The organism is Bradyrhizobium sp. McL0615 (assembly GCF_049993905.1).
Classification (GTDB): domain Bacteria; phylum Pseudomonadota; class Alphaproteobacteria; order Rhizobiales; family Xanthobacteraceae; genus Bradyrhizobium.
Window position 1 is genome coordinate 3,597,127 of the sequence record NZ_CP188254.1, and the last position, 13,557, is coordinate 3,610,683.

Here is a 13,557-nt window from a genome sequence, read left to right on the forward strand (position 1 = left end):
GCATTCAATTGAAAAGGGATAGGCACAAAAGTGTGGAGGGAGAACCAATGAGGAAGATACTTCTCGCCGGCATGGCCATCGCGATGATGGCGACTCCGGCATTCGCCCAGACTTACAAATTCGTGATCGTTCCCAAGGCGATGAACAATCCGTTCTTCGACGTCGCGCGCGACGGTTGCATGAAGCGCGCCAAGGAACTCGGTAACGTCGAATGCATCTACAAGGGGCCGATCGAGCATGAGCCGGCGACGCAGGCGCAGATCATCCAGGATTTCGTTACGCAAAAGGTGGATGGTCTTGCGATTTCGGTCGCCGATGTCGCCGCGATGACCAAGTCGATCGACGCCGCGACCGCGGCCGGCATTCCCGTCATCACCTTCGATGCGGATGCGCCAGGCTCCAAGCGCCTTGCCTATATCGGTACCAACAACAAGGATTTTGGTCTCGCGCTCGGCAAGCAATTGCTGCAGCTCAAGCCCGAGGGCGGCAAGTATGCCGTCGTCTCCGGTGGCCCCGGCGCCAAGAACCTCGCCGAGCGCGTCGATGGCGTGCGCGAGGCGCTCAAGGGATCAAAGTGGACCGAGGTCGCGGGCTCGCCGACCTTCTGCAACGACGATCCTGCGCTCGCGGTGCAGCAGATGGCGGACCTGCGCACCGCGACGCCGGACCTGGGGGCAATCGTGCCGGTAGGCGGCTGGCCGATGTTCGCGCCCGAAGGCTACAAGTCCTTTGTCAACAAGAACAAGAAGGACATCGACGCCGGCAAGCTGACTCTCGTCGTCGCCGATACGCTGAAGATGCAGCTCGAACTGCTGCGCGACGGCTACTCCAACGCGCTTACCGGACAGCGCCCGTTCGAGATGGGCGAGAAGGCGATGGATACCCTGCTGGCGATCAAGAAGGGCCAGAAGGTTCCCGAGGTCATCTACACCGGCCTCGACCTCGTGACCAAGGATAACGTCGCTCAACTGCTGAAGTAGGAACGTTCCTAGCCCCAACGCTCCTGCGCTACACTCCCTCTCCCGCTCGCGGGGGAGGGAGTGCTGCTTTCGGCCTTGCAGGCACATTTAATGAGCGTACGCGGCTCGACGTCACGGCGATCGGTCTCGGGCGGCAGCAGAAGCGGGATTCCTTTGCGATCTCCACCAAGGTCGGGCGCCTGCTGCGCTCTGCCGTAGCGGCTCCGGAAGACGATCACTACAAGGGCACGCCCGCCGAGCGGCCACGATTCGACTTCAGCTGCGACGGCGTGATGCGCCCGGTCGAGGAAGGCCTCCACCGTCGCGCCTCTCGGCCGCATCGAAGCGCCTAAATCAGCTCTGCATCAAGAGAATCACAAATCCAATTTGCAAGGAATCCCGGCTGCACGATCATATTTTCCGGCAAATCACGCCGTGCGCGGACGGCCATTTTCGATTCAAATTCAGCTGCTTCGGAATACATGGACGACGGAATACTTCCGTGGAGTTGCTTGATCGCATCCGCTTCGCCACCTTCGACGAGCTTGCCCGAAGCATAGGAGCGTACGACGTTGAGCAATCTATAATTTGTTGTGTCCCCGAAGGGAGTCACCACAACAACCGATTTATTGACAAGGCTTGCGAGCCCGTCAATGACGTGCGTATCGTCAACGCCTTTATCCGCCGCTACCGCGATGGCGTCCTCAAGTGTGAAGGCGTTGGAAAAGGTCGAGAGCCGGCGGAGGATCGATCGCTCAGGCTCGGATAGCAGATCATAACTCCAGTCCAGCATTGCGCTGAGAGTCTTATGTCTGGGCGGCGCCGTGCGGCGGCCCGTTCGAAGCAGGTTGAACCGATCGGTGGGGATTTCAAAGGTTTCTTGCAGACCCCAGGCGTTAACGCATCCCGCAGCGAGCTCAATTGCAAGCCCAATTCCGTCGAGCCTGCGGCATATTTCGCCAACAACGGGCGCATCCGCATCACTCAACTCGAAGCCGTTCCCGCCGGCGGCCACGCGCTCAACGAATAGCTGAACTGCGGGAAAGTCCATCGCGCGCATAGCTGAGAGGCCCGCTTCACCGGGGGGGCTACCCAGCAGGGGTAACCGATACACAAATTCGCCTTTGACGCGCAATGGTTCCCGGCTCGTCGCCAAAAGATGCACCTGCGGAGCTTCGATAAAGAGCCGCTCGGCCAATGCCGCTGCGGTCTCGATCACATGTTCGCAGTTATCGAGAATCAGCAACATCCGCCGGTCTTGCAGGCAGTTGATCAAATCGGAAGTGGGATCTCCGGTTTTGATGCAAAAGCCGAGTGCCGATGCGACCGCGCCCGGTACGAGAAGGGGATCATTTACGCATCCCAGATCGACGAGGCAAACGGCGCCCGCAAAATCTTCCACCAGCCTGTGACCTACGGAAAGAGCAATGGTCGTCTTGCCGATGCCGCCGGTTCCGACGACGGAGACAAAACGCCCAGCGACCAACTGCGCCGATAGTTGTTGAATCGCTTTATCACGTCCGACCGTTCGAGTCGGGCAATTCGGCAACCTGCATGATCCATCGTCCACTCGCGGTTCCCGATTCGTCGGCGCTGTTACGCAAGAACGGGAGACGGGTGCTACGAAGCAATAGCCTCGCCCGGAGAGCGTGATCACATATCTCGCACCCGCCTCGCAATCCCCGAGCGCCTTGCGAAGCGAAGCGACGTGGACTCTAAGGCATCGTTCGTCGACCGCAACATCCCGCCAGACGCGCTCCATCAGATCACTCTTGCTGACAGTTTTTCCGGCGCGCTCGACAAGAACGGCTAGAATGTCGAAAGCGCGACTGCCGAGACGGATCGGAGTGCCACCTTTCTCGAGCCGTCTCTGCTTCAGGTTTAACTTGAATGGACCGAAGGTAACGTTGTTCACTTGAAGCTCTGTCTGGTTGCTCGTCTGCATACTCTGGTCCCTTCTCGAGTAGGCAAGGTCTGATAGTTCGGCCTGGAAACCACACCTATAGCTCGGGTCATGAATGGTTGTGCGGGTGGCGAACTGCTCCCTTTGCATGTCAATAGGGAGCTACTGTTCTCCCGAGGTGCTGGCGATATTAGTGCCACGGGATACCGCACCCAACTGAACTTGTGACCTTAAGGCGGCACGAAGGGTGTAGCCGCAGTCCACTTTGGTCCAGGGAACCTAGACCAAAGGATAGTGCAGTATGGGGAAGTCTGCTCTTCGGCCCCGTTGGTGGGAAGGGGCTGGAATGCCCGTTCGTGCCAATCTTTGCGCGAGAGCGAGACTGGAATTGCGACCGCGACCGTCAGCGCAATCCGTCATGTGCCGGAAAAACGTGCCCGTGCCAGCATCAGCGTGGAAATATTACAGCCGCAAATGTTTTCGATATAGCGACCTGCCGCCAGGCTCCGTGCATCACGATATCCGACGGGCCTTTGGCTGTGAGGGATACCGGAAGATGAAGACGAAAGGAGCGGGTCGAGTGTCGCGATCGCCAATTTTCACCACAGGGAAACGGCTAATGCGCCTACAGGCATCAATCGCAAATGACGGGTTGGATTCTCTACGACTTTAAGAGGCCTACCCTGTCGACCATTCTAACCAGCTGAGCCAACGATACCGCCTGCATTTTTTGCATCACGTGGCCGCGATGAAGTTTGACCGTCGCCATGCTGATTCCGATGTCGGCGGCAATCTGCTTGTTCAGGCGACCAGCCACCACGTGTTCCAACACCTCGCGTTCGCGCTGCGTCAAGGTAGCGAGGTTCGCCCGGATTTTCGCAACCGAACTCTCCGTTTCGCGGTGGTCACGATCCTTCTCGATAGCCAGGTGGATTGCATCCAGCAAATCCTGATGACGAACCGGCTTGGTCAGGAATTCGACCGCGCCTGCTTTCATGGCCCGGACTGACATTGGGATATCGGCATGTCCGCTGATAAAGACGACCGGCAAAAATACGTTTTCCGCCACCAGACTATCGTAGAAATCCAACCCACTTCGCCCTGGCAGCCTGATATCGAGGACGAGACATCTGAGGCCGCTCGGAAGATCAGTGTCGAGAAACTCCTGAACCGAAGCGAACAGTTTTGTTCGCAAACCTACCGATTTCAGAAGGCCTTCGAGCGCGTCGCGAATATCCTTATCGTCATCAATGACGATTACGGTCGGCTGAGCATCGTTACGCGAGGTCGTCAATCGAAGTTCCTTTCTTCAACGCCGGCAACGCAAATTGAAAACTGGAACCAACGGGAAAGCGCGGCGATGCCCAGAGTCGGCCACCATGCGCCTCCACAATCGAGCGCGAGATCGACAAGCCCATGCCCAGACCCTCGTGCTTGGTTGTGAACAGGGGTTCGAAAATGCGATCGCCATTTGCCGGATCAAGCCCGATGCCGTCGTCTTCCACCGCAACGAGAATGTCATCCTCGCCATCGCGCCGCGTTTTGATCCTTAATACCCGCCGCTGGTGCTGGAGGCCGCTCATTGCCTCGATGCCGTTCATGACCAGGTTAGCGACAACCTGCTGTAACTGAACCCGGTCCCCCATGATCGGCTCGAGTCCATGGAACAGATCAGCTTCGACGAAGACTTCATGTCTGGCAAGTTCAGCCTGAATCAATTCGAGAATGCTCTCGATCAAGCCATTCACGTCAAGGTTAGCCATTTGTGATGGAGATTTGCTGGCCAGCGCGCGAATGCTCCTGATGATTTCACCGGCGCGGTGGCCATTTCTGACAATGCGTTCCGCGGCATTTCGCGCTTCGGCAAGATCTGGTTCGGGCCTGGCAAGCCAGCTCAAGCACGTTTCGGCGTTGGTCACGATTGCCATCAGCGGCTGGTTTACCTCATGTGCGATCGATGCGACGAGTTCACCCATCGTTGTCAGCCGGGCAACATGCACGAGGTCCGCTTGAGCATCGCGTAATGCGTCTTCGTTGCGTTTGCGCTCTGTGACATCGATTGTCGTGCCGATATATTCCAGCACTTCTCCGGATTGTCCTGCAATTGGCCGGCCTGCGCCGTGTACATATTTGATCGATCCGTCCGGCAGCAAAATCCGGAAATCAAACGCGAATCCGGTGCCGTTGCGGATCGCTGCGTCGAGCCTTTGCTGAAGATAAGGGCGATCTTCCGGGTGCACTCGCTCCTCAAACAGCTGCAAAGTCAGCCCATTCTCCGTCGTCGGATTGTAGCCGAAGATTCGACGATGTTCCTCCGACCAAACGAGCTCTCCAGTCGCAATATTCCAGCTCCAGCTGCCGGTGTGGCTCATTCGTTGCCCTTCCGCGAGAAAGGCTTCGCTCCGTGACAGGTTAGCATAGAGGTATGCGTTCTCGAGAGAGATCGCGGCCTGCGACGCCAAGAATTCCAGCACCGCGACGTGGTTCGGCGAAAACGCATTCGCCGCTAGATTGTTTTCCAGGTAAAGTGCGCCGACGAGCTTGGCCTGCTTGATGATAGGTAGACACAGAACAGACTTGGGGCGGCGCTCTTTCACATAATCGTCGTCCGACAGCAAATCGCTTGCCGTGGCATCGTCCAGGATCAGGCCCTCCCGCGTTCTGATCACGTACTTGAGTGCGGAATGAGGGAAGCTGCTCGACGAAATTGATTCGCTCTGAAGCGTGACCTCGATCGTGCCGTGATGAGTGGAGGCTTCCGCCGCAATCTGCGGCTCGTTGTTGTGTAGAAGGATGAGCATGCCCCGCTCAGCTCCCGCATTCTGAACGGCGATTCGCATCAATGTCTCGATCAAGGAGTCCAGCACGATTTCGCTGGAAAGAGCCTGCGAGGCCTTGAACATCGTTCCGATATCCAGTTGCTCGACGGGCGCGTCGAAGGTCCTGGTCGGCGCCGGCGACGTCGGATAGCTCCGGACGCTCGGGTAGTCGCGATCAAGCTGATGAACCTTGGCCTCGGCACCCCAACGGAGATAACAGTTCCGCGCGTCACGGAGATATGTGTCGGAGATCTTGTTGAATCCACGCGACATGTAAAACCGTGCGGCGAGTTCATTCGCGATTCCCTCGTTCTGGACGAAGCCGCGTTCGCGGGCCAACCGAATGGCCTCCTCGTACAGGTGCTCTGCGTCCAGGGCCCGACCTTCCAGGCGCGCGATCTCGGCTCCGAGCAGTGCAGCGCGGTCTGCGAAATTCTCGGGGCAGTTCGTTGCCCAACCCACAATCCGTGCGTGATGTGCGGACAGTGCTTCCAGATGTTGCTGCCATTGATCAGGGATCGCCGAGTCGCAGACCGCCGCCCGTGTGAGTGCGCCGTAGAAATGATATTCGGCCAGTTCGAAGTCACCTAAGAACGACGAAAACAAAGGCGCCGCTTTCGACGCCGTCGCGAGTGCGGATGGGTAGTCACCCAAAAGGAAGTGCACTTGCAGCTTGCGTATCCAATAGCAACCCAAGGGCTTTGCCAGCAGGGGATCGCTCTCCAAACGCTGTTTGAATTGCGTCTCCATAAGCACCGCGTCATTGACAGAGACAAGATGGGAAGTAGGAACTCTAAGATTCCGGACCAGCATGAGCTGCCCAGTTATGACATCTATGACGAGACCGAACTTGGCCTTTCGTGCAAATGCCAGGGCATTCTCGGCTTCCAACTCGACTTCGCTGAGCGGTTCTCCAGCAGCAAGGAGGTTGGTAACCATGTCAGCAGAACTACAGGCTGCAAAGAAAAGGTCGCCGGCCTCCTGCGCCGCGTCGAACGCGCGCCGCACGAGGGAACGGCAAATCGGAAGGTGTTGCATCCATGGAGCGATGTGATTGCTGAAAGTTTGGTACACGCGGGCCCGAAAACGATCATGCTTCTCCGTTAATTCCAGGCCGACTTTGCTTAAGCGGTAACCGGACTCAAAGTCGTCGAAAACATGGCCCAGAAATATGCCCAAAGCTACGTAGGCATAGGCCGACGCATCGCTGTTGCCGTGTTCAAGACTGAGCGTCGCCATCCGGATAGAGATGATCACCCCCAGATTCCTGGTCTTGCCGCTGAAGGTGGCCGGTACCACAAGTACCGACAGGACGGTCATGGCTGCGTATCGATCGGCGTCAAGCATTGGCGGCAAGTCAATGAGGGACTCGATCGGGCGGACCCCAAGTCGCTGCCAAAATCCCTCATAGTGGAGGCGTACATCCTCTGCCGTCGGGCGCGGCTGCAGGCGGATGCCAACGCGACGCAGATATTCCAGGCCTATCTCGAGCGCCCTGTCGCTCTGATCCAAACTGGTGTGCAAGATCACACGCAGACACGTGACGGCGGCTTCATCGACCGGGTTCGCCGCGCGACCCGAAAGCAGCCTGAGCCGTTCTTCCGAGGACGCCAGGTCCCCCGTCAGGTACTCGCATTCGCTTCTGAAAAGTTCGAGCGCAAAAGCGAGCTGATGAGTCCTTTGCCATTTGTCCGCCGTCAGTATCTCGCTTCCAGCGGTCAGAAAGGCCAGCGCTGACGCGTAAGCGGAAGTCTCTCTAGCATGCTTTCCAGCCATGAGATTGAGTTCAGCAACGTGTTTGCGCTCTTCCTGGTTTGTGATCAGTCCGACGCCGCGATCGAATTGACTGACGATTTCGAAAATGCTCTCCTCAAGTTCTTCCGGCCCCGTTGATGGTGAAGAGAGTGCCCTGCCGATCGTAAGATGGGCCGCCGCCCGCTCACTCTCGCGGATAAGAGCGTAAGCAGCCTCCTGGACGCGATCATGGAGAAACGTATAACTGCTGCTCTGGTGGAGGACGAGGCCGGCGCGAACGGCTTCCCAGAAAGCCGCGTGAATTTGCTCCTCGGTTCGTCCGGATACCTTGCTCAGCGTGACGATCTTGCAACTGTTACCCAGGCACGCCAGCTGCTTCAGAATTTCCTGGGTGACTTTGGGCAGCCGTTGCAGCTTTCCGATCATGAGAGACACGACGTTGTCAGTGAACCGCTTGGCTCGGATCCGCTCCATGTCCCAACGCCAGGCGAGCGTCTCCGGATCGAACCCGATCAGTCGTTCCTCTGCCAAGGCAGTGAGAAACTGGATTGTAAAAAACGGATTGCCGGCAGTTTTCTCATGCACCAAATCAGCCAGAGGCTGAACAGCCGTCTTTTCGCAGCGAAGCGCGTCTGCAACCAGGCTGCAGATGTCGTCGCTGCCCAGGGGCGCCAGCACAATTTGTGTGACCCGCGCCCCGGTCTGGCGGGCTGACGCCAACATGCGCGTCAACGGGTGCGCAGAATCGACTTCGTTGTCCCGATAGGCGCCGATCAGCAGCAGGTGCTTCACATCGGGGTGTGTGACGAGGTGTCCAAGCAAATCGAGGCTGGCGGCGTCCAGCCACTGCAGATCATCGAGAAACAAGGCAAGCGGATGCTCCGGCGTGGCGAACACGCCGAGGAAGCGGTGAAACACGGCCTGGAACCGATTCTGTCCATCCTGTGGCGGGAGCTCCGGAACCGGTTGCTGCGCTCCGATGACGAGAGCAAGCTCCGGTATCAAATTGACCATCAGTTGCCCGTAGGCACCAAGCGCATCGAGTAACGCCGACCGCCACTGGCTGACCTCCGTTTCGCTCTTGGCAAGGATTTGTCTGACGAGAGACTGGAAAGCCTGCGCCAACGTGGCGTACGGGATGCCGCGCTTGTACTGGTCGAACTTGCCAACTGCGAAAAGGCCGCGCGCCGGTGTCAACGATTTATGAAGTTCGTTCACGACCGATGATTTGCCGACACCTGAATAGCCGGATACGGCCACGAATTCGATCGTGCCCTGCGTCACAACGTGATCGAAAGCGGAGACAAGCGCGCCGATTGCGGCTCCGCGGCCGTAAAGCTTTTCAGGGATGAACAGTCGATCCGAACCGTCGTGCTCGGCCAGTGAAAATGGATCGATACGGCGGTACGCTTCCCATGCCTTCAGGCAACGCCGCAGGTCCGCCTCGAGACCCGCCGCGGTTTGATATCTATCTTCGGCGTTCTTCGCCAGCAGCTTCATCACAATGGATGAAAGCTGAACCGGAACCGCAGTTGATCGATTGCGTGGCGGAACGGGAAGGCGGGCAATGTGGCAGTGGACCCATTCCATCGGATCAGAGGCAGTAAACGGCAATGCGCCGGTGAGTACTTCGTAAAGGGAGATCCCGAGCGAATAGAGATCACTGCGAGCGTCGATTGAGCGGTTCATCCGCCCGGTCTGCTCGGGAGCGATGTAGGCGAGCGTGCCAGCAATTTCCTCAGGCGGCCCGGCAGCCTGCCGCTCGTGCAACAATCGCGACGCGATACCGAAGCCAGTGAGTCGGACATTGCCTGCTGCATCGACCAGCACGTTCGCGGGCTTGATGTCCTTGTGAACGAAACCGCTCTGATGGACTTGACCGACAGCAGCCGCGAGTCTGATGGCTAGGCGCAAAAACTGCGCTGGCTCCAACCTCCGATTGATGAGGCGACTGAGAGGCTCGGCGCCGTTGTCCTCGAGTACGAGGGTGGCAGACCCATCGTCGCGGATTAGCGCCAGAGGCCGCGCCGCCCAGCTGGGATCGAGGTCGTCTGCGAGCGCGTACTGGTGTTCGAGCCTCTTAGTGAGCGTTGGCCGACAGGTGGTAAGCACTAAAACTGAAACCGGATTGTTGCGCTGCCGGACCCGGTGTAACGCAAACTCCCCGTCGTCGTGCAGCGTCTCTAGCTCGTAATCGTTGAGGTTCATTCTCCTTTACCCCGATAACTGCGCCAGACCGTCGTATCAATTGCTCCATAACGGTAGATTAGTCGGACAGAGGAGTAGGATAACGCTTCCAGATGCAGCCTTCGACAGCAATTCTTAGGTTTACTTGTCTGTCCCATCAGCCGAGTAGTAGCAACTGCTTCGGCTTGGCTGGCGTAGTAATTTTGCGCTAATCGAATGCAACTGGGTCATTTTCGCTTAGTAGCCCCCAGTAAAACAGCATATTTGCGCAAAGGCAAAAAATAGGCCAAAATTCCCACTTGGCCCCTCCGGCTTCAGCGAAATAATGTGCCTACAGCGGGACCGACGGCAATGAAGTTCAACCGAACGTTGCGACTGCTCGTCATTCTGTTGATCGGCTGTCTTCAGCCGACGGGCAGTGCATGGACCGAAGACCTTGTTGCGCCCGATCGCATCGGCCGCTCCGATGCACCCAAGAGCTTCACTTTCCGCGTTCTCACCGCGCATTCGAACAATAACGCACAACCGAAGTTTGCGACGGGAATGGCGGAGCTTTATGAAAAATATGCCCGCAACCATCCCGACTGGCGCGTTCGAATTCAATTAATGTCTCTTCAAATCCCGCAGGAACATGCGCGGCTGCTGGAGCAGGCCAGGAATGGCACCGCACCCGATTGTACTTCAATGGATTCATTCGCGGTCCCTCTATTCATTCAACAGGGCCTTCTGAAACCGATCGAACAATATTTTACGAAGGAGGAGGTCGAGGATTTCTTCGCTTTCGTCAGGCCCATCGTGACCGATGCCGAGGGCCACATCTATGCTTGGTGGTGGACGACCGATCTGCGATTGCTATTCCGCAATACGGTGCACGTGCCCGACCCCCCCGACACCTGGCAGCGAACGAAAGAGGCGGCGCTGGCTGCCAAGCGGACGACCCCAGGTCTTGATGGTCTGCTGTTCAACGGCGGCCGCAACGAGACCACGATGGTCGACTTCCTGCCAAACTTTTGGGCGCAAGGCGGCAAGCTCGTCGACGAAAAGGGGACACCCGTATTTGGAAAGGAGCCGAATAGGGCCTATCTGCTGAACGCGATTGCTTATTATCAGGACCTGATTAAATCGGGCGCGGCACCGGCCCGTGTCGCAAGCATCAGCGACTACAGCGACCTCACTGCTTCGGCTATCGCGGGGAGCACCGCCATGATGATCAATGGCGATTGGGTAATTGGGCAGATGCAGGCGGCGATGACGCCTGATGCTTTCGCAAAATGGGAAATTTCGATGTTGCCTGGGCCGACGGCGGAGCAACGTTCGACGGCCAGCGGCGGCTGGACATTTGCGTCGTTTTCGAAGGATCCGGAGAAAGTAAAGGCGTGCATGGACTTGGTTCGTGAAGTCTACATGGGGTCGGCGGTCGAAGTTCTTCAATTATTGCCGACACGGCAAAGCGAGTTCGATTCCATGCCAGTGTTTCGCTCTGAGGTCTATCAGCGAATCAAGCAATATCTGAACAAGAGTCAGGCGCGACCGGGCTATCCGATCTACACCGCAATCTCTAACAGATTGCAAATCGCAATCAGCAGCGCGCTTTCGGGTTCCCGCACTGCGGAGAACGCCGTGGATGAGGCGATGGAGCAAGTCGCCAAAGTCGTTCCCAAACCATAGATGAAAATGCCACTGCAGCGTCGGCGCTCGGGCGAAGACCGAAAGAAGAATTCCCCGGGAGCGGCGCGCAGCGCTTTGCGGCTCAATCAGGGGGACCATCCCTTCTGGTGGCTTTGTCCTATCGCCATCCTGCTGGCGGTCTTTTACGTCTATCCGGTTCTTGAGGTCCTGCGTACAAGCTTTACAGACGCAACGCTCTTGGACACGTCTTACCGCTACACTCTGAATAGCTATCGATCCATCTTAACAGATCCCGCTCTGTTGCAGATCCTGGAGGCGACCTTCGTTTTCGTCGCCGGCAGCGTGATCGGCCAAACCGCACTCGGATTGTTGATCTCGTTGGCTCTTCAGGCTGGACTCAAACGGCGGCTGTTCGGCGTCAGAGCGGTTCGGGTCACCGTGCTGGCGACGTGGGTCGTTCCCGGCGTTGCTTCCGCCATCACCTGGCAGTTCCTTTTGAGTGAAGCGGACTTCGGCTTCTTCAATGCCATGCTGAAGTTCACTTCGCTGCCGCCCGTCCCATGGTTGTCGGACCCCTGGATGGCGATCCGGTCTGCGACTGTAGCCAACATCTGGTATGGTACTGCACTCAGCGTGATTTTGCTTTATGCCGGCTTACAGACCATTTCTCCGACCTTGTACGAAGCGGCGGCGGTCGACGGCGCGACCGCTATTCAAACGTTCTGGCACATTACGCTGCCAGGACTGAGACCGACGCTTCTGATCACCGTCATCATTGTCAGCGTCCTCTCTCTAAACACCTTTGAAATTGTGATGCCGCTGACCGGCGGAGGGCCCGGGCGCTCAACGGAGGTCCTCGCATTAGCGGCGTACAATATGGTTTTTTATGATTTCAATCTAGCGCAGGGCAGTGTGCTGGCGGTCCTGATGCTGCTCATCAACCTTGCGGTCGCGACGACCTATTGGCTGTTATTCAGGGGATTGCGTTGAATTATTGCAACAAGCGGGGGATCACGATCTATATCGCGCTTGCGCTGATCATGTTGTTTTTTGCGCTTCCCTTGCTTTGGTTGCTGTCATTATCCATTCGGACGCCGGCGGAAATCCTTGTGAGGAACCTGCACGTCATTCCGCGTTCGCCTACGCTGCAAAACTTCGTTCAGGTTCTGAACAATCATCAGTTCCTTGGCTACCTATGGAATGGCCTCAAACTTTCGATCATGGGCGCTGCCGGCGCCTGCGTTGTCGCCGTTCCCGCATCCTACGCGTTTTCCCGACTGCAATTCCGAGGCAAAGCTCAATTGCTCTTTTTGGTCCTGGGATTTCAAATGGTTTCGCCGCTGGTGATGATGGTGCCGCTCTATCGCTCTATGCAGGCGATGGGCCTGACCGAGTCTCATTTTGGTGCCACTCTCGTCTATATCGCGATGTACTCGCCGATCGCCACATGGACGATGAAAGGGAGCATCGATGCCGTTCCCAGAGAGCTCGATGAGGCGGCGATGATTGACGGTTGCAGTCGTTTACAGGCGCTCTTGCGTATCATACTTCCGGTCAGCCTGCCGGGGCTGGCGTCGACTTTCATTCTAACGGCGATGCTTGGATGGTCGCAGTTTATCGTCCCCTTCATTTTGCTCAGTCAACCGGATATGCTGCCGATCTCGGTCGGCATCTTTTACTTCTTCGGCGCTTACGCCGGTTCGGCGATGCAACTCGTCGCCGCGGCAAGCGTGTTGTCGTTACTTCCGATCATAGCGGTCGTCTTCTTGCTTCAAAACTTCGTCGTGGGCGGTTTGACGGCCGGCGCAGTGAAGGAATAGAGGGATGCTTGTGCCATCAAAGTTCCTTCGATCGCTCCAGGGCAGTCCTAATGCAGGCGAGCAGATCGTCTTTGGCGACAGGCTTGTCCAGAACGCAAATCACGCCGGCCTTCAGTGCCTGTGCACGAACGCGCTCGCTCGAGAACGCGGTGATGACGATCGTCGGAACGCGCCTGCTTGATCTCGCCAGCTGGCTTATCAGTTGAAGTCCGGATATCCCGGGCAATTTGATGTCGGTAATCAGACACGATGTCTGCTCAAGCAGATTGGATTGCAAGAACTCCTCAGCCGACGAAAATATTTCGGCCCTGAAGCCAAGCGCCTTCAGAAATCCGGCTATTGCGTCACAGACAGCCCCGTTATCGTCGATACAGGCAATAAGAGGATCTGATGTCAAAGCGGTATCCTCGCGACGAAATCAATCATATCGCCCAAATCGGCAATAGCTCAAGCTATGTCGAAGCGTCGAGAGTCGGCCGATAGTC

8 protein-coding genes and 1 pseudogene are annotated in these 13,557 nt (G+C 57.3%); 5 read left to right on the forward strand and 4 right to left on the reverse strand.

All coding sequences use genetic code 11. The annotated features are described in order from the left end of the window. Nucleotides 1–47: 47 nt before the first annotated feature. On the forward strand, nt 48–980 hold the full coding sequence (locus tag ACPPVP_RS16980) for a sugar-binding protein (RefSeq protein ID WP_426536233.1): 933 nt from the start codon (nt 48–50) through the stop codon (nt 978–980). 131 nt (nt 981–1,111) lie between these two features. After that, a pseudogene (locus tag ACPPVP_RS16985) lies at nt 1,112–1,282 on the forward strand (aldo/keto reductase); the annotation flags it as partial. A 26-nt stretch (nt 1,283–1,308) separates the two neighbouring features. Here ACPPVP_RS16985 and ACPPVP_RS16990 read toward each other — a convergent pair. From ACPPVP_RS16990 to ACPPVP_RS17000, 3 genes are all read right to left on the reverse strand, one after another. Further along, nucleotides 1,309–2,904 (reverse strand): ATP-binding protein, encoded by a 1,596-nt coding sequence (locus ACPPVP_RS16990; protein ID WP_426536235.1) that lies wholly within the window; start codon nt 2,902–2,904, stop codon nt 1,309–1,311. Between the two features lie 619 nt (nt 2,905–3,523). After that, nucleotides 3,524–4,156 carry a response regulator transcription factor gene (locus ACPPVP_RS16995; RefSeq protein ID WP_426536237.1) on the reverse strand — a complete coding sequence of 211 codons (633 nt, stop codon included), beginning with the start codon at nt 4,154–4,156 and terminating at the stop codon, nt 3,524–3,526. After that, nucleotides 4,140–9,644, reverse strand: coding sequence for a trifunctional serine/threonine-protein kinase/ATP-binding protein/sensor histidine kinase (locus tag ACPPVP_RS17000; protein ID WP_426536239.1), 5,505 nt, complete (start codon nt 9,642–9,644; stop codon nt 4,140–4,142). The genes ACPPVP_RS16995 and ACPPVP_RS17000 overlap by 17 nt, the downstream gene beginning before the upstream one ends. Nucleotides 9,645–9,974: 330 nt before the next feature. On the opposite strand from ACPPVP_RS17000, the gene ACPPVP_RS17005 reads away from it, so the two are divergent. From ACPPVP_RS17005 to ACPPVP_RS17015, 3 genes are read left to right on the forward strand one after another with little or no spacing between them, the layout of a single operon-like run. Beyond that, nucleotides 9,975–11,291: an extracellular solute-binding protein gene (locus ACPPVP_RS17005; protein WP_426536241.1), complete on the forward strand. Its 1,317-nt coding sequence runs from the start codon at nt 9,975–9,977 to the stop codon at nt 11,289–11,291. Further along, nucleotides 11,292–12,242 (forward strand): carbohydrate ABC transporter permease, encoded by a 951-nt coding sequence (locus ACPPVP_RS17010; RefSeq protein WP_426536243.1) that lies wholly within the window; start codon nt 11,292–11,294, stop codon nt 12,240–12,242. 50 nt (nt 12,243–12,292) lie between these two features. Beyond that, entirely contained in the window at nt 12,293–13,072 is a 780-nt protein-coding gene (locus ACPPVP_RS17015) for a carbohydrate ABC transporter permease (protein WP_426537901.1), read from the forward strand. 16 nt (nt 13,073–13,088) lie between these two features. On the opposite strand, the gene ACPPVP_RS17020 is transcribed toward ACPPVP_RS17015, so the two are convergent. Beyond that, on the reverse strand, nt 13,089–13,469 hold the full coding sequence (locus tag ACPPVP_RS17020) for a response regulator transcription factor (RefSeq protein ID WP_426536245.1): 381 nt from the start codon (nt 13,467–13,469) through the stop codon (nt 13,089–13,091). Between the last annotated feature and the right edge of the window lie 88 nt (nt 13,470–13,557).

Bases quoted from the DNA above. Each gene is read 5' to 3' on its own strand.
- ACPPVP_RS17000 (WP_426536239.1), bottom strand. From the start codon at position 9,644: ATGAACCTCAACGATTACGAGCTAGAGACGCTGCACGACGACGGGGAG.
- ACPPVP_RS16980 (WP_426536233.1), top strand. From the start codon at position 48: ATGAGGAAGATACTTCTCGCCGGCATGGCCATCGCGATGATGGCGACT.
- ACPPVP_RS16990 (WP_426536235.1), bottom strand. From the start codon at position 2,904: ATGCAGACGAGCAACCAGACAGAGCTTCAAGTGAACAACGTTACCTTC.
- ACPPVP_RS17005 (WP_426536241.1), top strand. From the start codon at position 9,975: ATGAAGTTCAACCGAACGTTGCGACTGCTCGTCATTCTGTTGATCGGC.
- ACPPVP_RS17015 (WP_426537901.1), top strand. From the start codon at position 12,293: ATGTTGTTTTTTGCGCTTCCCTTGCTTTGGTTGCTGTCATTATCCATT.
- ACPPVP_RS17010 (WP_426536243.1), top strand. From the start codon at position 11,292: ATGAAAATGCCACTGCAGCGTCGGCGCTCGGGCGAAGACCGAAAGAAG.